This is a genomic window from Stenotrophomonas sp. 82F1 (assembly GCF_056861525.1).
Genome location: NZ_JBSPUD010000011.1, coordinates 38,898 through 63,603, shown reverse-complemented (window position 1 = coordinate 63,603; position 24,706 = coordinate 38,898). Strand labels below are relative to the sequence as shown.

At 66.8% G+C, this 24,706-nt stretch carries 21 protein-coding genes and 1 tRNA gene; 11 read left to right on the top strand and 11 right to left on the bottom strand.

The window, feature by feature from the left end:
• Positions 1–17: 17 nt before the first annotated feature.
• The 5 genes from AC13GI_RS12525 to dtd all read right to left on the bottom strand — a co-directional run bounded on the left by AC13GI_RS12525 (position 18) and on the right by dtd (position 4,825).
• Positions 18–1,220 (bottom strand): tyrosine-type recombinase/integrase, encoded by a 1,203-nt coding sequence (locus tag AC13GI_RS12525; RefSeq protein ID WP_482996417.1) that lies wholly within the window; start codon positions 1,218–1,220, stop codon positions 18–20.
• 175 nt (positions 1,221–1,395) lie between these two features.
• A tRNA-Ile gene (locus tag AC13GI_RS12520) sits at positions 1,396–1,471 on the bottom strand.
• A gap of 44 nt (positions 1,472–1,515) precedes the next feature.
• Positions 1,516–1,845: a hypothetical protein gene (locus tag AC13GI_RS12515; RefSeq protein ID WP_482996416.1), complete on the bottom strand. Its 330-nt coding sequence runs from the start codon at positions 1,843–1,845 to the stop codon at positions 1,516–1,518.
• Between the two features lie 598 nt (positions 1,846–2,443).
• Entirely contained in the window at positions 2,444–4,294 is a 1,851-nt protein-coding gene (rpoD, locus tag AC13GI_RS12510; protein ID WP_482996415.1) for an RNA polymerase sigma factor RpoD, read from the bottom strand.
• A 90-nt stretch (positions 4,295–4,384) separates the two neighbouring features.
• A complete protein-coding gene (gene dtd, locus AC13GI_RS12505) occupies positions 4,385–4,825 on the bottom strand; it encodes a D-aminoacyl-tRNA deacylase (protein ID WP_482996414.1) in 441 nt (146 codons plus the stop codon).
• A 61-nt stretch (positions 4,826–4,886) separates the two neighbouring features.
• On the opposite strand from dtd, the gene AC13GI_RS12500 reads away from it, so the two are divergent.
• From AC13GI_RS12500 to AC13GI_RS12485, 4 genes are all read left to right on the top strand, one after another.
• Positions 4,887–5,807 (top strand): lauroyl acyltransferase, encoded by a 921-nt coding sequence (locus tag AC13GI_RS12500; protein WP_099820532.1) that lies wholly within the window; start codon positions 4,887–4,889, stop codon positions 5,805–5,807.
• A 75-nt stretch (positions 5,808–5,882) separates the two neighbouring features.
• The gene (gene ribA / locus AC13GI_RS12495) at positions 5,883–7,016 is read left to right on the top strand and encodes a GTP cyclohydrolase II RibA (protein ID WP_482996413.1); all 1,134 of its coding nucleotides are present in this window, start codon (positions 5,883–5,885) and stop codon (positions 7,014–7,016) included.
• A gap of 112 nt (positions 7,017–7,128) precedes the next feature.
• Positions 7,129–7,605, top strand: a complete 477-nt coding sequence (locus AC13GI_RS12490; RefSeq protein WP_482996483.1) for a PH domain-containing protein — start codon at positions 7,129–7,131, stop codon at positions 7,603–7,605.
• A complete protein-coding gene (locus AC13GI_RS12485; RefSeq protein ID WP_482996412.1) occupies positions 7,602–9,158 on the top strand; it encodes a PH domain-containing protein in 1,557 nt (518 codons plus the stop codon). The genes AC13GI_RS12490 and AC13GI_RS12485 overlap by 4 nt, the downstream gene beginning before the upstream one ends.
• Before the next feature lie 95 nt (positions 9,159–9,253).
• Here AC13GI_RS12485 and AC13GI_RS12480 read toward each other — a convergent pair whose 3' ends face one another.
• Positions 9,254–10,312, bottom strand: a complete 1,059-nt coding sequence (locus tag AC13GI_RS12480; protein WP_099820529.1) for a CDP-glycerol glycerophosphotransferase family protein — start codon at positions 10,310–10,312, stop codon at positions 9,254–9,256.
• On the opposite strand from AC13GI_RS12480, the gene AC13GI_RS12475 reads away from it, so the two are divergent.
• The gene (locus AC13GI_RS12475; RefSeq protein WP_375069154.1) at positions 10,311–11,117 is read left to right on the top strand and encodes a glycosyltransferase family 2 protein; all 807 of its coding nucleotides are present in this window, start codon (positions 10,311–10,313) and stop codon (positions 11,115–11,117) included. The two genes, AC13GI_RS12480 and AC13GI_RS12475, sit on opposite strands and share 2 nt — an antisense overlap.
• 25 nt (positions 11,118–11,142) lie before the next feature.
• Here AC13GI_RS12475 and AC13GI_RS12470 read toward each other — a convergent pair whose 3' ends face one another.
• The 5 genes from AC13GI_RS12470 to def all read right to left on the bottom strand — a co-directional run bounded on the left by AC13GI_RS12470 (position 11,143) and on the right by def (position 17,179).
• Entirely contained in the window at positions 11,143–12,429 is a 1,287-nt protein-coding gene (locus AC13GI_RS12470; protein ID WP_482996411.1) for an O-antigen ligase family protein, read from the bottom strand.
• 122 nt (positions 12,430–12,551) lie between these two features.
• Positions 12,552–14,264, bottom strand: coding sequence for an ArnT family glycosyltransferase (locus AC13GI_RS12465; RefSeq protein ID WP_482996410.1), 1,713 nt, complete (start codon positions 14,262–14,264; stop codon positions 12,552–12,554).
• 22 nt (positions 14,265–14,286) lie between these two features.
• A complete protein-coding gene (gene rsmB, locus AC13GI_RS12460; protein WP_099820526.1) occupies positions 14,287–15,618 on the bottom strand; it encodes a 16S rRNA (cytosine(967)-C(5))-methyltransferase RsmB in 1,332 nt (443 codons plus the stop codon).
• Between the two features lie 3 nt (positions 15,619–15,621).
• On the bottom strand, positions 15,622–16,545 hold the full coding sequence (fmt, locus tag AC13GI_RS12455; protein ID WP_482996409.1) for a methionyl-tRNA formyltransferase: 924 nt from the start codon (positions 16,543–16,545) through the stop codon (positions 15,622–15,624).
• Between the two features lie 121 nt (positions 16,546–16,666).
• Positions 16,667–17,179 (bottom strand): peptide deformylase, encoded by a 513-nt coding sequence (gene def / locus AC13GI_RS12450; RefSeq protein WP_025879059.1) that lies wholly within the window; start codon positions 17,177–17,179, stop codon positions 16,667–16,669.
• 128 nt (positions 17,180–17,307) lie between these two features.
• On the opposite strand from def, the gene AC13GI_RS12445 reads away from it, so the two are divergent.
• The 6 genes from AC13GI_RS12445 to AC13GI_RS12420 all read left to right on the top strand — a co-directional run bounded on the left by AC13GI_RS12445 (position 17,308) and on the right by AC13GI_RS12420 (position 24,668).
• Positions 17,308–18,435: a LysM peptidoglycan-binding domain-containing protein gene (locus AC13GI_RS12445; protein ID WP_099820523.1), complete on the top strand. Its 1,128-nt coding sequence runs from the start codon at positions 17,308–17,310 to the stop codon at positions 18,433–18,435.
• A gap of 132 nt (positions 18,436–18,567) precedes the next feature.
• Positions 18,568–19,698, top strand: coding sequence for a DNA-processing protein DprA (gene dprA, locus AC13GI_RS12440; protein WP_482996408.1), 1,131 nt, complete (start codon positions 18,568–18,570; stop codon positions 19,696–19,698).
• A gap of 43 nt (positions 19,699–19,741) precedes the next feature.
• The gene (locus AC13GI_RS12435; protein WP_025879062.1) at positions 19,742–20,215 is read left to right on the top strand and encodes a DUF494 family protein; all 474 of its coding nucleotides are present in this window, start codon (positions 19,742–19,744) and stop codon (positions 20,213–20,215) included.
• A 40-nt stretch (positions 20,216–20,255) separates the two neighbouring features.
• A complete protein-coding gene (locus AC13GI_RS12430) occupies positions 20,256–20,990 on the top strand; it encodes a GYF domain-containing protein (protein WP_099820521.1) in 735 nt (244 codons plus the stop codon).
• Positions 20,991–21,038: 48 nt separating this feature from the next.
• Positions 21,039–21,968 carry an RDD family protein gene (locus tag AC13GI_RS12425; protein WP_099820520.1) on the top strand — a complete coding sequence of 310 codons (930 nt, stop codon included), beginning with the start codon at positions 21,039–21,041 and terminating at the stop codon, positions 21,966–21,968.
• A gap of 222 nt (positions 21,969–22,190) precedes the next feature.
• Positions 22,191–24,668: a DNA topoisomerase I gene (locus AC13GI_RS12420; RefSeq protein WP_482996407.1), complete on the top strand. Its 2,478-nt coding sequence runs from the start codon at positions 22,191–22,193 to the stop codon at positions 24,666–24,668.
• Positions 24,669–24,706: the final 38 nt, after the last annotated feature.

Sequence of the window (24,706 nt, the reverse complement as noted above, 5' to 3'; positions counted from 1 at the left end):
CAGCATTTCTTCAGTTGTCACGCAAGATCGACATTCGCCACGCCTACCGTTCGCAATTGATCCAGATAGTCAGCCCATGACTGCATCATCTTTCTACGTTCAGGCAGGTGTGTCGCGCGGTTGTAGGCGCGCCCCAGCGGGTCCTTGACTGCATGGGCGAGCTGGTGCTCGATGTAGTCCGGTCGATAGCCCAACACTTCGTCCAGCACAGTTCGCGCCATTGCGCGGAAGCCGTGGCCCACCATGGTGTCTGAATCAAAGCCCAGGTACCTAAGAGCGGCGTTAAGCGTGTTCTCGCTCATCGGCTTTAGCACACTGCGTATGCCGGGGAACACGAACTCGCTTTGCGAGGTATAGGGATACAGATCACGCAGCACATCCACAGCCTGCCGGGACAAAGGGACGACGTGCGGCGTCTTCGTCTTGCTGGTGACGTACCGCCATTCACCGGCGTCAAGGTCGATGTCGGCCCAGTTCGCCTTTCGCAGCTCACCGGGACGTACAAAGGTCAGCGGAGCGAGCTTCAAAGCAGCCTGTGTTACGCGAGAGCCCTGATAGCTCCATAGCGCGCGCAGCAATCCGGCGATCTCTGAGGGATCGGTCATGGCGGCAAAGTGCTTTGTCCGGGGCTGCTCCAGAGCTCCGGCCAGGTCCTGGGCAGGGTTGCGCTCCGCACGCCCAGTGGCGATTGCATACCGGAACACTCGTCCAGCATGGGACCTTGCTCGATGAGCGGTCTCGACAACCCCCCTCTGCTCCAGCTTCCGCAGCGCGGCCAGAAGAATCGGGGCAGTTATGTCCGACACTGGCATGTTAGCCAACATGGCCAGGTCCTTCTCAATCAGTCGACGCTCTCGCACCACAGATCCTGGGGAGAGCCCCTCTCTGGTCCGCTTCGCCAACAGCTCCAATCCAATTGCGGAGAACGTAGCGCTCGCCTTCTCACTATGCGTTGCCTTCTCAGTCCTCGCCACCTGGGCAGGATTGGCGCCGCCGCGGAGCATGGCCTTCAACCTATCGCGCTCAGAACGCGCCGCCTGGAGCCCCATTGCTGGGTACTCATCCAAGGTGACGATGCTTGCCTTGCCAAGGAAGCGATAGCGATAGCGCCAAGCCTTGCTACCTGCAGGACGAATCTCGATCACCAAGCCGTTCGTATCGGCCACTCGATAGGCCGCTTCTCTTGGTTTTAGTGCACGAATCTTGGTGTCAGTAAGCATGTGAGTCAGATGTTTGTGAGTCAGGCGAAACTTGACCGCCCTCTGACTCACACACTGACTCACTTCTTAGGTGGATGCAAGCAGACCGGGGTAGACTCCGGCGGCACCCAAACCCTTATTTCTCAGCACTTTCGGAGGTTTTTTGGACTGATTTGGACGTACTCAGACGCCTAATTGGTGGGCCCACCAGGATTCGAACCTGGAACCAAGGGATTATGAGTCCCCTGCTCTAACCGTTGAGCTATAGGCCCTGCGCAGCGCCACAGTGTAGTGGAGCACGACCGGAGTCGGCTACTCAATCGGCAGTAGCTAGTGCGTGAGCAACATGCTGCAACCGCTTCTCGGCTATCCCAGCGAACCGCTCCATCTCCTGCAGATGCGCTTGGAACAGCGCCACTGCCCTCATGGCCCCCTCCAGCCCCTTCTGATTGCCGCTACCGAAGCCCTCGATCAATCCCGCTCCAGACTGCGTCAGCAGCGCGAACGTCGCGCGTCTGGCAAACCCCAGCCGATCCTCCCGTTCGTCCTGCATCACTTCATTCCAATCCAGGAGGGGCGGGAAGTCACACGTATCTGCACTAACCCGGTCGCCAGCGCCCTTGCCGGCTATCGCCTTCAGTCTCATCTTGGATCTCCTACGATTCGTCGAACCTTCTACGCCTCCTGTTGAGAGAGGCGGCCGGGTGCTTCAACACGGTCGTAGGGCCGCCCGCAGCTTTTCCCCTTGCGGGGTCTTGTATGGCTGCGCGCCACCCGGCCAGGAACCTTTGAACTCGCCGGGGTAACGAGTGATGCGGTTTGACCCTGGATTGCCTGCTGTTGCTGTTGCGGCAGACAGCCCTCCTACGACGGTGTGTTGAGCACCTGCGGGGACTGTGTGGAAGAGAAGGTAGTGGCTTCAATTGTTGTATGCGACAGGGCATGCGGGAGCCATGGCGACTCAGAAGGCTCGACGCACTGGGGCAATTGAGGATTGAGCTGACCAGCTTCTGCCCGTCGCACGGAGTCGCGCGCTATTGCTCAACAATGCTCAAGCCGGTTGCGTCAAAAGGCGCAAATATTGGCGGTCGGAGACGACGAAGAATTGGCCAAAGCGTCATCGCGGCAGAGCAGCCGAGCATGGGCTCGGCTCTACAGAAGGCACCCTCGCCATCCGGCCCCAGCCCAAAAGAAAAACCCCGCCGAAGCGGGGTTTCTCTCAACACATCAGCACGCGCTGGAAATCAATCGATATCCAGGAAGCTGCGCAGCTGCTCCGAACGGCTCGGGTGACGCAGTTTGCGCAGGGCCTTCGCTTCGATCTGGCGGATGCGCTCGCGGGTCACGTCGAACTGCTTGCCGACTTCCTCGAGGGTGTGGTCGGTGTTCATGTCGATGCCGAAGCGCATGCGCAGCACCTTGGCTTCCCTCGGGGTGAGGCCGGCCAGCACGTCGCGCACGGTTTCAGACAGATTGATGTTGGTGGTGTTTTCGATCGGGGACTCCACGTTGGTGTCCTCGATGAAGTCGCCCAGATGGGAATCCTCGTCGTCGCCGATCGGGGTTTCCATCGAGATCGGCTCCTTGGCGATCTTCATCACCTTGCGGATCTTGTCTTCCGGCATGTCCATTTCCTTGGCCAGCTCCTCCGGCGTAGCCTCGCGGCCGTACTGCTGGAGCATCTGGCGGGAAATGCGGTTCAACTTGTTGATCGTTTCGATCATGTGCACCGGAATACGGATGGTGCGCGCCTGATCGGCGATCGAACGGGTGATGGCCTGGCGGATCCACCAGGTCGCATACGTGGAGAACTTGTAGCCGCGACGGTACTCGAACTTGTCCACGGCCTTCATCAGGCCGATGTTGCCTTCCTGGATCAGGTCGAGGAACTGCAGGCCGCGGTTGGTGTACTTCTTGGCGATGGAGATCACCAGGCGCAGGTTGGCCTCGACCATTTCCTTCTTGGCCTTGCGCGCCTTGGCTTCGCCGTAGGCCATGGCACGGCTGAGTTCCTTCAGCTCGTCCAGGTCCAGCAGGGTGACCTTCTCGATGTCGATGGTGGCCTGCTGCTCGGACACGATCTGGTCCTTCACTTCACGCAGCGCCGAAGACCACTTCTGCTTGCGCTTCAGTGCGTCTTCCACCCATTCCAGGTTGGTCTGGTTGCCTTCCCAGGAACGGATGAAGTCCTTGCGCGGCATGCGGGCAGTGACGGTGGCCAGGTTCAGCACGCGGCGCTCGTGCGCCTTGATGCTGCCCATGGTGTCGCGCAGCTGCTTGGTCAGCACGTCGGTCAGCGGCAGCGGCAGCTTCAGGGTGACGAACACCGCCGACATCTCCTCACGGAGCTTCAGCAGGTTCTTCTTGTCGCCCTTGGCAGCAGCCTTCTTGAAAGCGTTGAGGGCATCGCCCAGCGCCTGCATGCGCGCGGCGACTTCCTCCGGATCCGGACCGGTCGGTGCGGCTTCTTCATCGCCGCCGTCGACGTCGTCTTCTTCCTCGTCGGCGTCCGCGTCGGCGTCGTCCGCGTCATCGGCCACGGCAGCGGCGGGAGCCGGCACGTCGTCGGTCAGGTCGTTGAAGCCGACGATCACTTCGGCAAGGCGCTTGCGGCCTTCCTTGTGCGCTTCGTAATCGGTCAGCAGCGATTCGACCGACACCGGGAACTGGCCGAGTGCGGCCTGGACCTGGGACAGGCCTTCTTCGATGCGCTTTGCAATGGCGATTTCGCCTTCGCGGGTCAGCAGCTCGACGGTACCCATTTCGCGCATGTACATGCGCACCGGGTCGGTGGTACGGCCACCTTCGGTGTCGAGCGCGCTCAGCGCGGCGGCCGCTTCTTCGGCTGCGGTGTCGTCGACCTCACGGTTGCCCGTGTTGCCGTCGTTGAGAAGCAGGGTTTCCACATCCGGAGCAACTTCATGGACATCAATGCCCATGCCGTTGATCATGCCGATGATGTCTTCGATCTGTTCCGGGTCGACCATGTCGTCCGGCAGATGGTCATTGACTTCGGCATAGGTCAGGTAGCCCTGTTCCAGGCCCTTGCTGATCAGTTGCTTGATTTCGGATTGGGCAGGACGTTCGTTGGCCATGTAGTGCTCGCGCCACCGGCTAGGGGGAAATAGGGAACGTAGCATTATACCAGCCCGGGGCCCGGCCTGCCGGGCGGTGGTCCCGGCGGCCTAGGGCCTGAGGAGGAAGGTCACGGGACCGTCATTGACCAGGCTGACGACCATATGGGCACCGAAGCGGCCCGTTTCCACCCCCGGCGCGTGATTTTCACGACAAATGTCGACAAATCGATTGAACCCGCGTTCAGCCTCCTCCGGCGGTGCCGCGCTGGTGAAGCTCGGCCGCATGCCGGAACGGGTGTCCGCGGCCAGGGTGAACTGGCTGACCAGCAGCAGGCCGCCGCCGGTATCACGCAGCGAGCGGTTCATTCTGCCGGCCTCATCTGCAAACACACGGTAGCCAAGCAGGCGTTCGGCCATTCGCTGCAGCTGGGCCTCGGTATCGCCCGGCTCCATGCCGACCAGGGCCAGCAGGCCGGGGCCGATCTGCCCCACCGCTTCCCCTTCCACATGCACGGCGGCCTGGCTGACACGTTGAATCAGGACGAGCATCGGCAGGCTTCCAGGCAAGGGGCCGGCCACGATAGCAGCGCCCTTGGCTAAACTGGGGGTGATGAATCCACACCGCAAAGCCCGGCTGGTCTACCGCGCCACCACCCTGTTCGCCCGCCTGCCCTGGCCGCTGCTGCGCGGATTCGCGCGCGCCCTGGCCTGGACGTGGGTGCGCCTCGATGCCCGCGAAAGCCGCGTCACCCGCCGCAACCTGGAGCTGGCCTACCCGGAACTGGACGCGCCGGCACGCGACCGCCTGCAGCGCGACCTGCTGCGCTCCACTGCCCTGCAGGCGATCGAGACCCTGCGCCTGTGGAGCCGGAAGCCCGAAGACAACCTGCGCCTGCACCTGAAGGAGCGCCATGGCCAGGCGTTGTACGACGCGGCCCTGGCCAGCGGCAAGGGCGTGATCGTGGCGGCCCCGCACTACGGCAACTGGGAGCTGCTGAACCAGTGGCTGGCCTCGCGCGGGCAGATCGCCATCGTCTACAAGCCGCCGGAGGACGAGGCCAGTGATGCCTTCCTGCAGATCGTGCGCGGCGGCCACAACGTGCAGCAGGTGCGTGCCGAGGGCCCGGCCGTGCGCCAGTTGTTCAAGGTACTCAAGGACGGCGGCGCCACCGGCATCCTGCCCGACCAGCAGCCCAAGGCCGGCGACGGGGTGTTCGTGCCGTTCTTCGGCGTGCAGGCGCTGACCATGACCCTGGTCAACCGGCTGGCCGAGCGCACCGGCGCGACGGTGCTGTACGGCTGGTGCGAGCGCATCGGCCCGGACATGGAATTCGCCCTGCACATCGAGCCGACCGATCCGGCCGTGGCCGACCCGGACCCGCAGGTCGCCGCCACCGCGCTCAACGCAGGCATCGAACGCATCGCCCGCCGCGATCCGGCGCAGTACCAGTGGACCTACAAGCGCTATACGCTGCGGCCACCGGGCAGCGGCGAGGAAGACCCGTACGCGACCGACGAGCATCCGCACTGAGAGCCGCTCCACCCGGCCTGCGACACACCGCCGCAGCACGTTGAATACGGCGCTGGCGCCCCCATAGAGACACCGATGTCCGCCTCCCCCGGTCCTGCCATGTCTGCTCCCTCCCTGTTCGGTGATCCGGCAGCGATCCGCTGCGAGCGCGCGGTCGCCGAACTGCGCGCCGGTCGCCCGGTCCTGCTCCACGATGGCCAGGGCCAGCGCCTGGCGGTGATCGCGCTGGACAGCGCCACTGCCAGCAGCTTTGCCGCCTTCGCCAGCGCCGCGCGCGAGCGCCATTACCTGTATCTGACCGCCACCCGCGCCCGCGTGCTCGGCGTGGAGGCACCCGAGGGTGCACGCCTGCCATTGGCTGGCATTGCGTTCGATGCCCTGCCCTCGCTGGGTTACCTGCGCGAACCCGGGCCGATGCCCGCGGCCTGGAGCGCAGGCGATGCGTTCGATGCCGGCGCGGTGGAACTGGCCCGGTTGGGCCTGCTGCTGCCGGCGATGGTGGCCGTGCGCCTTGAGGCGGCCGACAACACCTTTGATGGCGCCGCCGACGTCGGCCTGTGCGACCTGGCCGAAGGCGCTGCGCATGCCGCACATGATTACGAACTGGTGGCGCGTTCTCCGGTGCCGCTGCGCGATGTCGGCATGACCACGTTCGCGGTGTTCCGCGGCGGCGTCGCCCAGCGCGACCAGGTGGCGATCATCGTCGGCGAACCGGACCTGTCCGCCGTGGTGCCGGTGCGCGTGCATTCGTCGTGCCTCACCGGCGACCTGTTCGGTTCGCTCAAGTGCGACTGCGGCGACCAGCTGCGCCGTGGCCTGCGCAAGCTGAAGGAACTGGGCGGCGGCGTACTGCTGTACCTGGACCAGGAAGGCCGTGGTACCGGCATCGCCGCGAAGATGCGCGCCTACGGCTATCAGCATGACGGGCTGGATACCATCGACGCCGATGCGCAGCTGGGCTTCGGCGCCGACGAGCGCCGCTATGGCAGCGCGGTGGCGATGCTGCGCGGGCTGGGTGTGTCCCGTGTTGCCCTGCTCAGCAACAACCCGACCAAGGCGCAGCGCCTGCGCAACGCCGGCATCGAAGTGCTGGACTGCATTCCGGTCACCGGCGAGATCACCGCCGAGAACGAGCACTACCTGCGCACCAAGGCCGACCGTGCCGGCCACCTGCTGGACGTCGACGCGCTGATCCAGGCCGCCCAGTAACGCGGGCGACCTGCTAACGTCTGCGCGGTGCGGCCATCACCGCGCCTGCCCGCCCTGCTGCCCGACGGACGCCCGCGTGACCGAACTTCCCTTGCCTGTTGCCGCCACCGAAATGCCCCTCGACCACTGGCACCCCCTGCCGCGGCGCGCTGCCCGGTTGGCGGCGCTGGAGGGCGCCTTCGGCGGACTCTTCATCCCTGGCGCACCGCTGGCGGCCGTCTGGTGGTTCTTCGATCTTCCCGGGGACCTGTGGGCTGCATCGCTGGGCCTGCTGGTCGGCCTCGCCTTCGGTGGCTGGATCGGCCATCGCCGACTGACCCGCACCCGCTGGCGACTGGATGCACAGGGCCTGGGCCTGCGCCGCGACCTGATGTGGCAGCTGGAGACCCGCATTCCCATTTCGCGCGTGCAGCACCTGGACCTGCGGCGCGGGCCGCTGGAGCGGCGTGCTGGCCTGGCCACGCTGATCGTGCACACCGCCGGCACCCGCCTGAGTGCGGTCACCGTCAACGGCCTGGACGAAGCCGATGCCGAGCGCCTGCGTGACACCCTGGCCCATCAGCTCGACCAGGACGCCGACGCCCTGTGAGCCTGCCGCCGCCCCTGCCGCCGTCGCTGCCCAGTGGTGGCGCAGAACATCGCCTGCACCCGTGGTCGTGGCTGTTCGTGCTGTTGATGCAGCTGCGCCACTATTTCCTGCCGCTGGTCGCATTGCTGGTGTTCGGCCAACGCGGCGACCGCGATCCGATGTGGGCACAGTTGATCCCGTTGACCGCCATCGCCGCACTGGTGCTGGTCTCGGTACTGCAGTACCTCAGTTACCGCTACCGCATCGGCAACGATGCGATCACCGTGCGCAGCGGCCTGCTGGCGCGCAACCGGCGCGAGATTCCCTTCGCCCGCATCCACAACGTGGAAGTGCGGCAGAACCCGTTGCATCGGTTGTTCGGAGTTGCCGAGCTGCGCCTGGAGTCGGCCGGCGGCGTGCGCCCGGAAGCGGAGATGCGGGTGCTGCGGCTGGACCAGGCGTTGGCCCTGGAACAACTGGTGCGCCAGCGTGGACAGGCGCCCCAGCCGACGCCGGGCGACGCGCCGGCTGCCAGTGTCGTGCCGTCCGACGACGAGCAGGTCCTGCTGCGCCTGTCGAGCTGGGATGTGCTGCGCATGGGCCTGCTGTCCAACCGTGGCTGGGCACTGGCGATCGCCGCCTTCGGTGTTCTGTTCCAGACCGTACCGCGCCCGGTCATGGACGATGCCATCCAGCGCGGCGGGCGCGAGGCCTTCGGCTACGCCAGCCATCTGCACACCGGGGTAACCGGTGGGCTGGTGCTGCTGGCCGCGGTATTGCTGCTGGGCTGGCTGCTGCTGCGGGTGTTGTCGGTGGTGCTGACGCTGCTGCGTTACCACGGCTTCACCCTCAGCGAGCGCGAGCGGCGCCTGACTGTCTCCACCGGCCTGCTCAGCCGCACCCGCAGCAGCGTCGCACGCCGCCGCATCCAGGCCTGGACGCTGGGCGAGAGCACCCTGCAGCGCTGGTTCGGGCTGCGCCAGCTGCGCATCGACAGCGCCGCCGGTGGCCCCGCGCGCGATGACGATCGCGCGCTGCGCGAACTGGCACCGCTGGCCGGCGCCAGCGCCTGCGACGGGCTGGTGCGCCACCTGCTGCCGCAGCTGCAATGGCCGCCGCAGCAGTGGCAGCCGATACCGCAACGTGGATGGTGGCGACTGTCGTTGTCCACGTTGCTGACAGTGCCGTTGCTGACCGCCGCGCTGTACTGGCGCTGGGGCCTGCCGGCGCTGGCACTGCTGGCCTGGCTGCCGGTCAGCCTGTTGATCGCGCACCGGCAGATGGCACGGATGGGCTGGCACCTGGACGGCCAGTTTGTGGCGGTGCGCGGCGGCTGGTGGAAGCGCTGGTGGCGCTGGGCCGAGCTGGACAAGGTGCAGGGCCTGCGCCTGCAGCGCTCTCCGCTGGACAAGCTGCTGGGCACGGCCAGCCTGCAGCTGGACACCGCCGGTGCGCACGGCGATGTGGCACTGGCGCTGCGCTACCTGCCGCGAGCGCGTGCACAGGCGTTGATGGAAGAACTGGCGACGGCGCTGGCGCGGCGGAAGCGGCGGTGGTACGCGGCCGCGCGTTGAATTGACCATCCACGCATGGCGTGGATCTACCGTAGAGCCGAGCCCATGCTCGGCTTGCCGCAGCCGAGCATGGGCTCGGCTCTACAGGACCTACGTCACCGTTGCGACGGCCCCCAGTAGCCCAGATCCTTGCGGATCTGCAGGTCACGCACCCAGCTGCCGAACGGCTTGCGACGCAGCACACCCATCTCGCCGGACAGGAAATCCTCCGTCGCGGCGATCACCCGCTCGCTGGACAGGCCATCGCGGTACGGGTGGATGGTATCGGCGTAGCGCACGATCTCCGCCTGCAACGCCGCATCCGGATGCAGCGCGCGCGCCAGCATGGCCGGCAGCTGCTGCGGATCGTCGAAATCGATCATGTGCGGCTTCGGCACGCGGTTGCGGAAGGTCACCACCGGCTTGTGCTGGACGATGAACTCGGAAACGATCGATGAGGTGTCCGACACCAGCACGTCGGCGGCGCGCTGCGCGGCCATCACCTGCTCCGGTTCGATGAAGCGCGCATTGGCGCCGGCCAGCGCGCGGTAGCGTTCGAACAGTTCCGGCGGGCACTTGGGGTGCAGGGTCAGCAGCCAGTAGTGCTGCCCGGCGGCGATGTCGGCGGCGATCTGCGCATGCAGGTGCGGGGCCGCACTCAAGCGCTCGGTGAAGGTTGAACCGAACAGGATCACGGGGCGGCCGCCGGCGGCACTGCGCAGCGCGGCACTGTCACCGCCATCGTCGCGGAACAGCGGGTCCAGCTTCGGCCAGCCGGTTTCGGCCACGGCAAAATGACCCTGCAGTGCCGCGATCTCGCGGAACGGCGCGGTGGTGGCAGGGCCCTGCGTGCAGTAAAGGTCGAACATGCCACGCACCCGGAAGTGGCCACGCGCGCTGTCGCGCTTTTCCACGTTGAAGCCATGGAACAGCTGCACCTTGGCCCCCGACAGGAAGGTCGGCACCCAGTTGGCCGCGCTGAACACCGCCCGCGGGCGCATCGCCAGCGCCTGCTTCAGGCCGATGTTGGGCACGCCGGGCAGCTGGCTGCCGGCCGCACCATCTTCGAACCAGGCCGCCACTTCCTGGCCGGAAGCGTGCAAGGCCTGCACCAACGGGGCGAGAATAGGCAGCGCATAGCGCTCCGTCGCAAACAACAGGTACCCGGCCATCATGTCCTCCACGACCGCTCCCATCGAACGGCCTCGCATCTCGGCCTGCATTATCGCGTTCAACGAGGCCGGGCGCATCGGCGACTGCCTGGCCTCGCTGGCCTTCTGCGACGAGATCGTGGTGGTGGACTCGTATTCCACCGACGCCACGGTGGCGATCGCCGAGGCGGCCGGCGCCCGCGTGCTGCAGCGCCCGTTCGATGGCTTCCGCAGCCAGAAGGCGTTCTGCGTCGAGCAGGCCACCCATGACTGGGTGCTGTGCCTGGACGCCGACGAGCGCATCAGCCCGGAACTGCGCACGGCCATCGAGCAGGCCCGCGACGGCGGTTTTGCAGGTCATGCCGGTTACCGCTTCGCGCGCCTGTCGGAGTATTTCGGCCGGTTCCTGCGCCATGGCAATGCCTATCCGGACCGGGTGCTGCGCCTGTTCGACCGCCGCCAGGGTGGCTGGCGCGGCAAGCGCGAAATCCATGAGGCGGCCAGCGTCGATGGCACCGTCGGCACCCTGCGCGGGGACCTCATCCACTTCCCCTACCGCTCGCTGCAGCAGCAGCTGGCCAAGACCGAGAAGTACGCGCGGATGATGGCCGAGCATGAGTTCGCGCGCGGCAAGCGGGCCACCCTCGGCAAGCTGGTGCTGGCCCCGGCCTGGCGGTTCTGGCGCGGCTTCCTGTTCCGGGGCGGCTTCCGCGACGGCTGGCATGGCCTGGTGTATGCCTATGTGCGCGCCAACTACGTGCGGCAGAAGACCATCATGCTGTGGATGCTGGGCAACGGCCAGGCCGTGTCCGATCCGCCCAACCCCTGAGCGGGGAGTCTGCCGGGGCTGTGCGTTACCGCGCGTTCTTTGCCCGGTGCCGCGCCCCTTCCACGATCGACAGCCCGGTGAGCAGGCCGACGATGGTGACGTAGAAGCTGGCGGTCATCTGGTGCGCGAACATCGACTGGGTCAGCCCGCACAGGATGTAGGACACCACCACCATCACGCCGGCGGCGGCCGGCCCACGGAAGGTACCGTGCCCGCTGCGCCGGTGCAGGCGCACGAATACCCACAGGGGCACGCCATACACGGCCAGCAGCAGCAACACGCCCGGCAGGCCCTGGGTAGCCCCCCACTCGGCCAGATCGTTGTGCGCATGGCGGAGGTGGCAGCGGATTTCCTGCGGGTTCTCGCGGCAGACCGGCACCCGCTTCATGGCCGTGTCGAAGTGGCCGATGCCTACCCCGGTCAGCGGATGATCGAGGAAGGTCTCCCATGCCACCTGCAGGCGCTCGACGCGCGCCCCGGCCGAAGAGTCGCTGTCACCCTGCTCCATGCGCTGCACATCGCTGTGCAGTTCGGACAACCGCACCTGGTGGCGAAGTTCGGGCACCGACAGCAGCAGGGTCGCGCCGATGGCCAGCATGCCGGCAAGCACTGAAAGACGCGCCACGCCGGTGCGCCAGCGCAGGCTCAGTGCCAGTACCACCAGCAGCGCCAGCAGTGCTGCGAACACGCCGCGGCTGCCGGTGAGGATGATGGTTCCGCAACCAGCAGCCATGCCGACGATCACCAGCGACCAGCGCCGCGACGGTCTGCAGAACACCAGCAGCACCATCAGCATCATCACGATGTCGGCGAGCACGATCGCGTTGGTGGACAGCTCGGCGCGTGGCGCCCCGTGGAACACCTGCAGTGCCGAAAGCACGAAGGTACCCAGCAGGCCGGCGAACGCACCGCGCCACAGCCAGCGCATGTCCGGGCGCAGCGCACAGACCCACAATGCGATCCACGGGATGACCAGGAAGCGGGATCGATTGTCGACATCGCGCAGGCCCTGTTCGAACAGCACGACCGACACGATGGCCATCACCAGCACCGCCAGCATCAGCCAGCTGAGGACCTTGATCGGCTGCACGTCCATCCGCCGGGCCTGCCACAGCAAGCCGGGCACCATCGCGGTGCTGACCAGCAGCAGCAGCGCGTAGGGCAACAGGTTGATCGGGATGGTCAGCACCAATGCCGGCATGCAGAACAGGCCGATCTGCGCCAACCAGTGCGCAGCGCGCGGGCGACCACCAATGGGTACGCCCAGCGGATCACCGACCGTGGATTCCAGGTTGTTCTGTGAAGCTGCCACGTCGAAAAAGTTCGCTGCAATCCGGCGGAATGAACGGGATCGCCGGCACGGCCGATCCCACACTGATGTTTTACTGCCTTTGCGGTCGCTTGGGCAGTCTGGACAAGCGCAGGCCTGGGTGGTTACTCCTCACGCTGCAATCGCCGTTCACGTTCCCGCTCGTCGGCGCTGGCCACGCACGGCGCCTGCACCGCAGCGGCAGGCACCAGCCACCAACGGCGGCGGTTGGCGATACCGGCCAGTTCGGCGCGACCGCGATCGACGCAGGGCAGCAGCGCGTCTTCGTGGACCAGCAGCCAGCGCCGCTGCGGTGCCAGTTGCTGCCACTGCACGGCCGCAGCCAGCTGAGCATCCCAAGGCTCGTTGAAACCGAAGGTGGCGGCCGGGCGGTCGGCCATCAGCAGATTCTGCTCCTTCCAGGCCACCAGCCCCAGCTCGGCATCGGCGCCGATACGCTGGCCGGTATGCCGCATCAGGCCGCGCGCGGAACTTGAATCATTCAGCAGCGGATAGCCGATCAGGCTGTACAGCACCCACACGGCAGTGAGGGTCGAGACCAGCGCCAGCTGGCGGCGGCCGCGGCCGAACAACAGCAGGCTGGCCGCACCCCAGCCGCCCATCGCCATCGCCGCCCAGGCCAGGGCGTTCATCTCGCCATTACCGATGCCGCGCGTTTGCATCAGCCGCGTTTCGAAGCCGGGCTTGCCCAGCAGGGCCGCCAGCCCGGCGGCCAACGTGCCCAGCGACAGCAACAGGGTGAACGCGCCCAGCAGCCACTGCACGTCGCGCCGGCGCAGCAGCCCCGGCAGCAGCGGCGCCAACGCCAGGCAGAACATCGGCAGCGCCGGCAGGATGTAGACGTCGCGCTTGCCATTGGGGATCGAGAAGAACAGCACGATCAGCGCCCACCAGCCCAGCAGCAACAGGTAGCGCGCGTCCCGACGCTGCAAGCGGCGCCGCCAGGCGGGGATCGCCCACGGCAGCGCCAGGAAGGCCGGAATCCACATCGACGGCATGGTGCCCAGGAAGTACCACCAGGGCTGGTGGTGATCCCATGATTGCGCATAGCGCTTGGCGGTCTGCCGGAACAGGATGTCGTCCATGTAGGCCAGGTACTCGCCGGAGCGGGTCGCCAGTGCGGTCATCACCATCGGTACCAGCCACAGCGCGATGGCCAGCACGAACGCCAGCGGCGCCAGCCAGAAGCGCAGGTCGCGCGCATGCAGCCGCACCCGTGGCCAGTGCAGCGCCGAACCGATCAGCGCTGGCACGATCATCAGCAGCGCGATCACGCCCACGCCCTTGGTGATCACCCCGATGCCGGCAAAGAACCAGCCCAGCCACCACCAGCGCCAGGCGGGCCCCAGCAGCAGGTGGCGCAGCAGGCCGTAGTTGGCCAGGGTGATGAACAACACCACCAGCGGGTCGATCTGCGCCTTCTTCGCCTGGAAGGTGAACTGCAGGGCGAACAGCAGCGCCCAACCGGCGTACAGGCCAACCTGGCGTGTCCACAGGCGCCGGCCCAGGTCGACCACGCACCACAGCGTGCCGAGGGCGGCGATCAGCGAGGGCAGCAGGAACGCCACACGCCAGTTGCCGACCACGCTGTACAGCGTGGCCTGCCACCACATCAGCATCGGCGGCTTGTCCGAGTACAGTTCCAGCCCACGATGCGGGAACAGCCAGTCGCCGCTCTCCACCATCTGCTTGGCGACCAGGGCGAAGCGCGGTTCGTCCGAGGGCCAGGGATCACGTAGTCCCAGGCCGGCGCCCAACACCAACAGGGCCATCACAACAAACAGCCACGTCTGGCGTGACGCACGGGTTTTCAGCATGGGGGCTCGGACAGCGGTTGGGTCAGGCCTTTTTTAGCAGACGCGCGTAGAAAAATCCGTCAGCATCGTTTTCACCGGGCAGGCGCTGGCGTGCGATACCGTCACAGTCCAGACCAAATGCGTCACCCAGCGCGACCGCTTCCGCATCCGCGTGCCACTTCAGGAAGCCCTTGACCTGATCGACGTTCTCCGCGCGCAGGATCGAGCAGGTGGCATACAGCAGCACACCGCCGGGGCGCAGCATCGACCAGCAGGCCTCCAGCAACCGGGCCTGGATGCCGACCAGCGCATCGATATCCTCCGCACGGCGATGGAACATCACATCCGGCTGCCGGCGGATGACGCCGGTGGCCGAGCACGGTGCATCCAGCAGGATCGCATCGAACGGCACGCCGTCCCACCAGGCCCCCGGATCGCTGGCATCGGCTACCAGAACCTGGGCACCTTCGCCCACACCGGTGCGGGCGAACGTATCCTTGGCGCGCGCCAGGCGACGGGCATCGATATCCAGCGCCAGCAGTCGCAGGCTGGGGTCGCGCTCAAGCAGGTGCGCAGCCTTGCCACCCGGGGCGGCACACGCGTCGAGCACGCGGCTGCCGGTCGGCGGCGCCAGCGCGTCGGCGGCACATTGCGCCGAAAGATCCTGCACCGACAACAGGCCCTCGCCGAAGCCGGGCAGCTGGTTCACCGGAACCGGCGCGGCCAGTCGCAGCGCATCGGCGCTCAGCGTGCTGGCTTCGGCGGCAATGCCCGCCTCGGCCAGGGCCGCCATCATCGTGTCGCGCCCGCCGTGCTGGCGGTTGGCACGCAGCCACAGCGGCGCCGGCTGCAGGCTGGCAGCGAAGATCGCCTCGGCCTGTGCCGGCCAGTCGCGTTCGACGGCCTCGGCCAGCCAGACCGGAAATGCGTCGCGTGCCGGTTGTTCGGGGAAACCCTCGCGCTGGGCCCGGCGCAGGATCGCGTTGACCAGACCCGCCTGGCGTTCACGACCGAGTGCGCGTGCAGCATCGACCGTGGCCGACAGCGCCGCATGGGCCGGCAGCTCCAGCACATCCAGCTGGGCGAAACCCACCATCAGCAGCGTGCGCAGGTCGGCATCGCGTGCGGACAGCGGCTTCTGCATCCATCCCTGCAGGGCGGCGTCATAGGTGCTGCGACGGCGCAGCACCGCAAAGCACAACGCTTCAAGCAGCGCGCGGTCGCGGGTGTCGGCCAGTTTCGGCAGCGCCCAGGCCAGTTCCGCCTTGAGCGAACGACCACGGGTGAACACCTGCGCCAGCACGCGCGCCGCCAGCATGCGGGTGGCCGCGCCCGGCGCCGCCTTGGCGATGGAAAAATCGTTTGCCTTGCTCACCCGTCAAACCCCCACGCGCAGGTCACGGCGCGCATTGAGGTAGTCGGCGGCGGTGATTGCCTTGCCGCCTTCCCGCTGCAGCACGCGCAGGCGCAGCGCGCCCTGCCCGCAGGCGATGTCGATGCCTTCGCGGCCAGCGGCCAGCACCGTGCCCGGTGCCTGGCCATGCGCCACATCCAGCGCCACCGCGCCGTGGATGCGCACGCGCTCAGCGGCCAGCAGTGCCTCGGCAATCGGCCACGGATTGAACGCACGCACGGTACGCGCCAGCGTTTCGGCGTCCTGCGCCCAGTCCAGCTTTGCCTCGGCCTTGTCCAGCTTGTGCGCGTAGGTCACGCCCTGCTCCGGCTGCGGGCGTGCGATCGGCTTGATGCCGGCGCGCAGCAGGCCCAGTCCATCGGACAGCACCTGCGCACCGAGCTCGGCCAGCTTGTCGTGCAGCTGGCCACCGGTATCGGTGGCGGCGATCGGCAGTTCCTGGTGCAGCAGCACCGGGCCCGTATCCAGGCCAGCTTCCATCTGCATCAGGCAGATGCCGGTCTTCTGGTCGCCGGCCTGGATGGCACGCTGGATCGGTGCGGCGCCGCGCCAGCGCGGCAGCAGCGATCCATGCACGTTCCAGCAACCGTGGGTCGGGATGGTCAGCACCGCCTTGGGCAGGATCAGGCCATAGGCCACCACCACCATCAGGTCCGGTTGCAGGTCGCGCAGCTGCTGCTGGGCCGCCTCGTCCTTCAGCGTTTCCGGCTGGTACACGGGGAGGCCGCGGGCGACTGCCTCCAGCTTGACCGGCGAAGGGGCCAACCCACGGCCGCGACCGGCCGGGCGATCAGGCTGCGTATAGACAGCCACGACCTCGTGATGACGCGCAGCCGCGCGCAGCGACGACACCGCGAATTCCGGCGTACCGGCAAAGACAATCCTCATGGCAACCCCACTTGCAGGATGAAATCGTGCAGGAAAAAAAACGGCGCCGTCGGCCGGCGCCATGCAGCCCGCGCGTCACGCGCAGGCGCGGGCCACCCCGAAGGGCGGCCCACAACAGCCATCACGCCACGTGCTTGCGCTGTTTGGCCAGCTTCTTGCGGACCATCTCGCGCTTCAGCGGCGACAGGTAATCGATGAACAGCTTGCCGTCCAGATGGTCCATCTCGTGCTGCACGCAGACCGCCAGCAGGCCGTCGGTGGTCAGTTCCTGCGGCTGCCCCTGGCGGTCCAGGAACTTGACGGTGATGGTGTCGGCACGGGTCACGTCGGCGAAGATGCCGGGCACCGACAGGCAGCCTTCCTGGTACACCTGGCCCCCGTCCTTGGCGACGATTTCCGGGTTGATGAAGACGCGCGGCTCGTTCTTTTCTTCGCTTACGTCGATGACCATGAAGCGCTGGTGCACGTCCACCTGGCTGGCAGCCAGGCCGATGCCCGGGGCGTCGTACATGGTCTCGAACATGTTGTCGAGCAGCTCCTGGAACGCCGGCGTGGTCACTTCGGCGGCATCGATCAACGCAGCCTTGGTACGCAGGCGCGGATCGGGGAACTCAAGGATGGGGAGTAAAGCCATGGCAGTTTCCGGGGTTGGGGCCGGGTTACGCCGGCATACGTCGCAGATTCTAGCTCCAACGCTTGCCTTGCGCCCCGGTTTCTGGACTATAGTGCGCGGACCTGTTGGGGAATCAGGGCTTCACACCTATGTTGCTTCGTTTTCGTACGGTCGTCGCCGCGGCGATGCTGACCGTGGCTGCCTATGCTACCGCCGTGGAAGTGAATGGCGGGCACCCGGACACCTATGTGGTCCGCAAAGGGGACACGCTGTGGGACATTGCAGGACGATTCCTGCAGAAGCCCTGGTTGTGGCCGGAGATCTGGCAGGCCAATCCGCAGGTCGCCAATCCACACCTTATCTATCCCGGTGACGTCCTCAGCCTGGCCTACCTGGACCGGGTGACGGCCCAGCCCGGCCCGCGCCAGGAAGCCCCGGTGACCGGCGTGCCGCTGGCCCAGGTCGAGCCGTTCCTGAAGCAGCTCAGCGTGGTCGACAGCATCGAGCAGCTGCCCTACGTGGTCGGCCTGGAAGACAACCGCCTGCGCGCCACCGGTGGGCAGACCGCCTATGTGCGCCTGGCCGACGCCCAGGTCGGGCAGCGCTGGGCCGTGGTCCGCCCGACCGTGCGCTACGCCCAGCCCAAGCCCACCGAGGACCTGACCGCCAACGGCGATGTCACCCCCGGCAGCGGCAACCTCTGGAAGGCCTTCAGCGCGCCCAACCACCGCCGCGGCATTCTGGGGTACGAGCTGGCACAGGTCGGCACCGGCACCATCACCCAGGTGGCTGGCGGCAAGACCGAAGCGTCGACCCTGGCCCTGGACAACGCCAGCGGCGGCCGTGAAGTGCGTGCCGGCGACCGCCTGGTGCCGGTCGAGGCCACGCCGTACGACCTGCAGTTCTTCCCGCATGTGCCCGCAGCCGGCGTGGAAGGCGTGGACGTGCGCGTGCTGGCGGTCACCGACATGTTCACTACCGGCGGCCCGCGCGATGTGATCGCCATTTCCGCCGGCCGCGCCCAGGGCGTGGACAACGGCACCGTGTTCTCGCTGTGGCGCCATGGCAGCCACGTGGCGCACCGGATGAAGTTCCCGGGGTCCTCGCGCATGGACGACTCGACCAGCACGGGCGCCGGCCGGGTCAGCCTGCCCGATGAGTACGCCGCGCATGCCATGGTCTTCCGCACCTTCGACAACGTCAGCTATGCGCTGGTGATGCAGGGCGTGAAGCCGGTGCGCGTGGGCTACAGCGCGCTGCATCCCGACGCGAAATGATCCAGCGCCGGGCCCGGCCCGGCCTCGGCAGGGTGTGTCGGCCACATCCGCCGGCAACCGCCGGGATACCCTGACAGCAATATGCGAAGGCGCCCTAGGGCGCCTTTGTTGTGTGCGGCCGATAGTCGGGGGATGACTGAGCATGAACATGAGGCGCTGCTGCGCCTGTTGATCGCCGGTGGTTCCCTGGCACCCCGGCGCGCGCTGCTGCAGACCGCCGGCAACGCGGAGGCGGCGTTGGCGCTGGGCGTTGCAGGTTGGCGGGCCCACGGCTGCACGCCGGAACAGTGCGCTGCGCTGGAGCGCCCCGACAGCCGCGCCCTCGCGCTTACGCAGCGCTGGCTGCAGCAGCAGCCTGATCATCATCTGCTGGCCTGCAACGATCCGGCCTTCCCACCCCTGCTGCTCGATGCACCCCATCCGCCCCTGGCGCTGTTCGTTGCCGGCGATCCGGCCATCGCCTGGCGTCCTGCTGTAGCCCTGGTCGGCAGCCGTTCACCCACCCCCGCCGGGCGTGCCCTCGCCGCCCGGTTTGCTACCTGCTTCGTCGAGGCCGGGCTGGCCGTGACCAGTGGATTGGCGGCAGGCATCGACGCGGCCGCCCACCAGGCGGCGCTGGACGCAGGCGGCTGCACGCTCGCGGTGATCGGCACCGGCCCGGACCGCGCCTATCCCACCAGCCACGCCCGCCTGCAGGCAACAATCGCCACCGAAGGCGCGGTGCTCAGCGAATACCTGCCAGGCACGCCCGCACGGCCGGGCCATTTCCCCGCGCGCAACCGGCTGGTGGCCGGGCTGGCCCTGGCCACGGTGGTGGTCGAGGCCGCACAACGCTCGGGCGCCCTGATCACCGCCCGGCTGGCGGCTGAAGCGGGCCGTGAGGTCTGTGCGATACCCGGCTCGGTGCTCAATCCGCGCGCCGCCGGCTGCCACCGGCTCATCCGTGAAGGGGTTGCCCTAGTCGAACGCCCCGAGGAAGTGCTGGAACTGCTGGCGCCGGCGTTGCGCCAGCAGCTTCCGGACTTGCAAACCCGGCTGGCCACCCCCACTGAACAGGCAGCGCCGGCGGACCTGCCGGCATGCTGGGCGGACGACGCTGACTACCAGAGCTTGTGGCGGGCACTGGAGTACGACCCCATCAGTATGGATTCACTGATCACGCAGTGTGGATTGACGGCGTCGGAGGTGTCCTCCATGCTGCTGGCCATGGAACTTGCGGGGATCGTGGTGTGCGTACACGGCCGCTACTGTCGACGTCCCTAGTTTCTTCACCTCCACAGCGTCGCGCGACGCAGGCCGAGGGGCAATGAAAGAGAGCATCCTGGATGTACTGTTGTACCTGTTTGAACACTATTTCAGCGAAGATGCGGACCTGATCCGTGACCGCGACTCACTGCAGAATGGCCTGATCCAGGCCGGTTTCAGCCCCACTGAGATCAACAAGGCATTCGAATGGCTCGATGCCCTGGCAGCGCAGCGCCCCAGCGCGGCCCAGGCCCGGGTCGACGGCCCGGTGCGCATCTATCACGGCCCGGAGCTGGACAAGCTTGATGTGGAATGCCGTGGTTTCCTGCTGTACCTGGAACAGCACGGCATCCTGGATGCCGGCCAGCGCGAGCTGGTGCTGGACCGGGCCATGGCCCTGGACCAGGACGAACTGGACCTGGACGACCTGAAATGGGTCGTGCTGATGGTGCTGTTCAACCAGCCTGGCGCCGAGGCGGCCTACGCCTGGATGGAAACGCAGATGTTCGTGGACGAGCCAGAACCCCTGCACTGACCGTACACTTGGGGGCCGTGCGCATTCAGGAGCGTCCCCCGTGAGTGAGTGGTTCCATGCCGAAGGCAACCGCCAGCAAGGCCCGTTGCCCTCGGAACAGTTGATCGAGCTGTTCCGTAGCAACCAGATCACCCTGGACACCCTGGTATGGCGCGACGGCTTGCCGCAATGGCAGCCGTTGCGCAATGTGGTCGACGAACTGGGCCTGATCGTGCCCGCGGTTGATGCAGCCGCCACCGCGCCACCGCCACCTCCTGCCGCGCCTCTGCCGCCCACCCTGCCACCCGCCTCTCCGTACGCGACCACGCCGATGGACGCTGCACCGGTGGCGAAGAAGGGCCTGTCCGGCTGCGCGTTGACCGCCATCATCGGCGGCGTTGCACTGCTGGTGGTGGTGCCGATCCTGGCCATCCTGGCAGCCATCGCCCTGCCCGCGTACAACGACTACACCGTCAAGGCCAAGGTCGCCGGCGCGATCACGGCGCTGCAGCCACTGAAGGACAAGGTCCAGCACTTCGCCGATGATCAGGGCCGTTGCCCGGGCGCCAACGACGCCGGCTTCCCGGCGGCAGACGAATTCGCAGGCCAGGGCCTGTCGGCCGTGCATATCGGCCGCTTCAACAATGGCCATTGCGGTATCGAAGCGACGCTGGCGTTTCCGGGCAAGAGCCAGGATGGCGACCTGCTGTGGCTCGAGTACGACCGCGACAGCGGGCGCTGGGAATGCAGCGGCGAAAGCGACGACAAGTATCTGCCCACGCAATGCCGCGGCTGAGCCGCGCATCGGGCAACCCACCAAGGACGACCCAACAGGGGACATGCAATGACTGAGTGGTACTACGCCGAAGGACAGCAACGCCAGGGACCGCTGGAGGTCACCGAGATCCGCCAGCGTTTCCAGCGCGGCCAGTTGAACCTGGACACTCTGGTCTGGCGCGAAGGCATGGGCCAGTGGGCACCGCTGCGGCAGATGGTGGAAGAGCTGGGCCTGCAGACCCTGGCCGATGCCAGCACCTCCACCGCCGCCGGTGGCTTCGACCTGCGCAACGACTACGCCGCGATCGACAACGGCACCGCGCCCCTGCCGGGCACCGGCGCCCTCAGCAGCTCACCGTACACCGCGCCCGGCGCAGGCGGCGGTGACTATTCGCAGCCGGTGCAGGGCGGTGAAGTGGTCTACGCCGGCTTCTGGAAGCGCTTTGCCGCCTACCTGATCGACTATTTCGTCCTGCTGATTCCCAGCGGTGTGGTCGGTGGTGTGCTGGGCTTCGTGCTCGGCGCCGGCATGGGGGCGACCGGCAGCGGCGAAACAGCGGTGGAAGTGGTCACCCAGCTGATCAGTGGCCTGGCTGGCCTGTTCATCGCCGCCGCCTACTACGGCTGGTTCCATGCCTCCCGTGGCGGCGCCACCCTCGGCAAGATGGCCATCGGCATCAAGGTCGTGCGCGGCAATGGTGATCGCCTGACCCTGGGCCGCAGCATCGGCCGCTACTTCGCCACCCTCCTCAGTGGCCTGACCCTGTGCATCGGCTACCTGATGGCCGCCTTCACCGAGCGCAAGCAGGGCCTGCATGACCTGATCTGCGACACCGTGGTGGTCGACCGCTGGGCCTACACCGACCAGCCGCAGCTGCAGCGCCGCGAGCTGGGCACGGTGACCATCGTGATCCTGGTGCTGGGCGGCCTGCTGGTGCTGGCCGGTTTCGCCGCGATCATCCTCGCCGTCGGCGTCATCGCCAACATGGCATCGTGAGCCGGGATCGAGAGCCAATGCGCCGTCGCGGACGGCCATCCTCACGCCTCCCTGCTTGACAATGGCAGGCCGGGCGTGATTCCTCTAATAAGGTGAAACCTGAACGCCCGGCACAGTCCCGGGCGTTCAGTTTATTGATTTGCCCGTGGCCGCTTCACTAATGCGGCCGTTTGCTCCACCCTAGCGGCCCTTCCCCGCGGCTTACCCACAGACCCTGCTGCCATGCCCAAGCACCTGCTCATCGTTGAATCGCCGGCCAAAGCCAAGACGATCAACAAATACCTCGGCAAGGACTACACGGTCCTGGCCTCGTATGGGCACGTGCGTGACCTGATCCCGAAGGAAGGCGCGGTTGACCCGGACAACGGGTTCGCCATGCATTACGACGTGATCGAGAAGAACGAAAAGCATGTCGATGCGATCGCCAAGGCCGCAAAGGGCGCCGACGACATCCTGCTGGCGACCGACCCGGATCGCGAGGGTGAAGCGATCAGCTGGCATATCGCCGAGATCCTGAAGGAGCGTGGGCTGGTCAAGGACAAGCCGATGCAGCGCGTGGTCTTCACCGAGATCACCCCGCGCGCGATCAAGGAAGCCATCAGCCAGCCGCGCGAGATCGCCAGCGACCTGGTCGATGCCCAGCAGGCGCGCCGCGCGCTGGACTACCTGGTCGGCTTCAACCTGTCGCCGGTGCTGTGGCGCAAGGTCCAGCGCGGCCTGTCCGCCGGCCGCGTGCAGAGCCCCGCGCTGCGCATGATCGTCGAGCGCGAGGAAGAGATCGAAGCCTTCATCGCCCGCGAGTACTGGTCGATCGCCGCCGAGTGCGCGCACCCCTCGCAGCACTTCAACGCCAAGCTGATCAAGCTGGACGGGCAGAAGTTCGAGCAGTTCACCGTCACCGACGGCGACACCGCCGAGGCTGCCCGTCTGCGCATCCAGCAGGCCGCACAGGGCGCCCTGCACGTCACCGACGTGGCCAGCAAGGAGCGCAAGCGTCGCCCCGCGCCGCCGTTCACCACCTCCACGCTGCAGCAGGAAGCCTCGCGCAAGCTGGGTTTCACCACCCGCAAGACCATGCAGGTCGCGCAGAAGCTGTACGAAGGCGTGGATATCGGCGGCGACGAAGGCACGGTCGGCCTGATCTCGTACATGCGTACCGACTCGGTGAACCTGTCGCAGGACGCGCTGGCCGAAATCCGCGACGTGATCGCCCGTGACTACGGCATCGCCTCGCTGCCCGACCAGCCCAACACCTACCAGACCAAGTCCAAGAACGCGCAGGAAGCGCACGAAGCGGTGCGTCCGACCTCGGCACTGCGCACCCCGGCCCAGGTCGCACGGTTCCTGACCGACGACGAGCGCAAGCTGTACGAGCTGATCTGGAAGCGTGCAGTGGCCTGCCAGATGATTCCGGCCACGCTCAACACCGTCAGCGTGGATCTGTCGGCCGGCAGCGAACATGTGTTCCGCGCCAGCGGCACCACGGTGGTCGTGCCCGGCTTCCTGGCCGTGTACGAGGAAGGCAAGGACAGCAAGAGCGCCGAGGATGACGACGAAGGCCGCAAGCTGCCGGCGATGAAGCCCGGCGACCGCGTGCCGCTGGAACGCATCGTGGCCGACCAGCATTTCACCCAGCCGCCGCCGCGCTTCACCGAAGCGGCGCTGGTGAAGGCGCTGGAAGAATATGGCATCGGCCGTCCTTCGACCTACGCCTCGATCATCCAGACCCTGCTGTTCCGCAAGTACGTGGAAATGGAAGGCCGCAGCTTCCGCCCGTCCGATGTCGGCCGTGCGGTATCCAAGTTCCTGTCCAGCCACTTCACCCAGTACGTCGACTACGACTTCACCGCCAAGCTGGAGGACGAGCTCGATGCCGTCTCGCGCGGCGAGGAAGAGTGGATTCCACTGATGTCGCGCTTCTGGGGACCGTTCAAGGAACTGGTCGAAGACAAGAAGGAATCGGTCGACCGCGCCGAGGCCAGTGGCGCGCGCGAATTGGGTACCGACCCGAAGACCGGCAAGCCGGTCAGCGTGCGCCTGGGCCGGTTCGGGCCTTACGCAGCCATCGGCAGCACGGCCGAGGATGCCGAGGACAAGCCCAAGTTCGCTTCGCTGCGGCCGGGCCAGTCGATGCACACCATTTCCCTGGAAGACGCGCTGGAGCTGTTCCTGATGCCGCGCGCGCTGGGTGAGGACAAGGGCGAGGACGTCAGCGTCGGCATCGGCCGCTTCGGCCCGTTCGCCAAGCGCGGCAGCACCTATGCCTCGCTGAAGAAGGAAGACGACCCGTACACCATCGACCTGGCCCGCGCCGTGTTCCTGATCGAAGAGAAGGAAGAAATCGCGCGCAACCGGATCATCAAGGAATTCGAGGGCAGCGACATCCAGGTGCTGAACGGTCGTTTCGGCCCGTACATCAGCGACGGCAAGATGAACGGCAAGATTCCCAAGGATCGTGAGCCGGCATCGCTGACCCTGGCCGAAGTGCAGCAGTTGATGGAAGAGACCGGCAAACCGGTGCGCAAGGGCTTCGGCGCCAAGAAGGCCGCCGCGAAGAAGGCCCCGGCGAAGAAAGCGGCAGTGAAGAAGGAAGCCGCGCCGAAGAAGGCCGCTGCCAAGAAGGCACCGGCAAAGAAGGCGGCGAAGAAGGCCACCAAGAAAGCGGTGAAGAAGGCCCCGGCCAAGAAAGCCGCCAAGTAGATCCACGCCATGCGTGGATGATCTGCCGAGGTGTGCGG

Coding starts and splice junctions, on each gene's coding strand:
- AC13GI_RS12525 (WP_482996417.1), bottom strand. CDS start 1,220: ATGCTTACTGACACCAAGATTCGTGCACTAAAACCAAGAGAAGCGGCC.
- AC13GI_RS12515 (WP_482996416.1), bottom strand. CDS start 1,845: ATGAGACTGAAGGCGATAGCCGGCAAGGGCGCTGGCGACCGGGTTAGT.
- rpoD (WP_482996415.1), bottom strand. CDS start 4,294: ATGGCCAACGAACGTCCTGCCCAATCCGAAATCAAGCAACTGATCAGC.
- dtd (WP_482996414.1), bottom strand. CDS start 4,825: ATGCTCGTCCTGATTCAACGTGTCAGCCAGGCCGCCGTGCATGTGGAA.
- AC13GI_RS12500 (WP_099820532.1), top strand. CDS start 4,887: ATGAATCCACACCGCAAAGCCCGGCTGGTCTACCGCGCCACCACCCTG.
- ribA (WP_482996413.1), top strand. CDS start 5,883: ATGTCCGCCTCCCCCGGTCCTGCCATGTCTGCTCCCTCCCTGTTCGGT.
- AC13GI_RS12490 (WP_482996483.1), top strand. CDS start 7,129: ATGCCCCTCGACCACTGGCACCCCCTGCCGCGGCGCGCTGCCCGGTTG.
- AC13GI_RS12475 (WP_375069154.1), top strand. CDS start 10,311: ATGTCCTCCACGACCGCTCCCATCGAACGGCCTCGCATCTCGGCCTGC.
- AC13GI_RS12480 (WP_099820529.1), bottom strand. CDS start 10,312: ATGATGGCCGGGTACCTGTTGTTTGCGACGGAGCGCTATGCGCTGCCT.
- AC13GI_RS12465 (WP_482996410.1), bottom strand. CDS start 14,264: ATGCTGAAAACCCGTGCGTCACGCCAGACGTGGCTGTTTGTTGTGATG.
- fmt (WP_482996409.1), bottom strand. CDS start 16,545: ATGAGGATTGTCTTTGCCGGTACGCCGGAATTCGCGGTGTCGTCGCTG.
- def (WP_025879059.1), bottom strand. CDS start 17,179: ATGGCTTTACTCCCCATCCTTGAGTTCCCCGATCCGCGCCTGCGTACC.
- AC13GI_RS12445 (WP_099820523.1), top strand. CDS start 17,308: ATGTTGCTTCGTTTTCGTACGGTCGTCGCCGCGGCGATGCTGACCGTG.
- dprA (WP_482996408.1), top strand. CDS start 18,568: ATGACTGAGCATGAACATGAGGCGCTGCTGCGCCTGTTGATCGCCGGT.
- AC13GI_RS12435 (WP_025879062.1), top strand. CDS start 19,742: ATGAAAGAGAGCATCCTGGATGTACTGTTGTACCTGTTTGAACACTAT.
- AC13GI_RS12425 (WP_099820520.1), top strand. CDS start 21,039: ATGACTGAGTGGTACTACGCCGAAGGACAGCAACGCCAGGGACCGCTG.
- AC13GI_RS12420 (WP_482996407.1), top strand. CDS start 22,191: ATGCCCAAGCACCTGCTCATCGTTGAATCGCCGGCCAAAGCCAAGACG.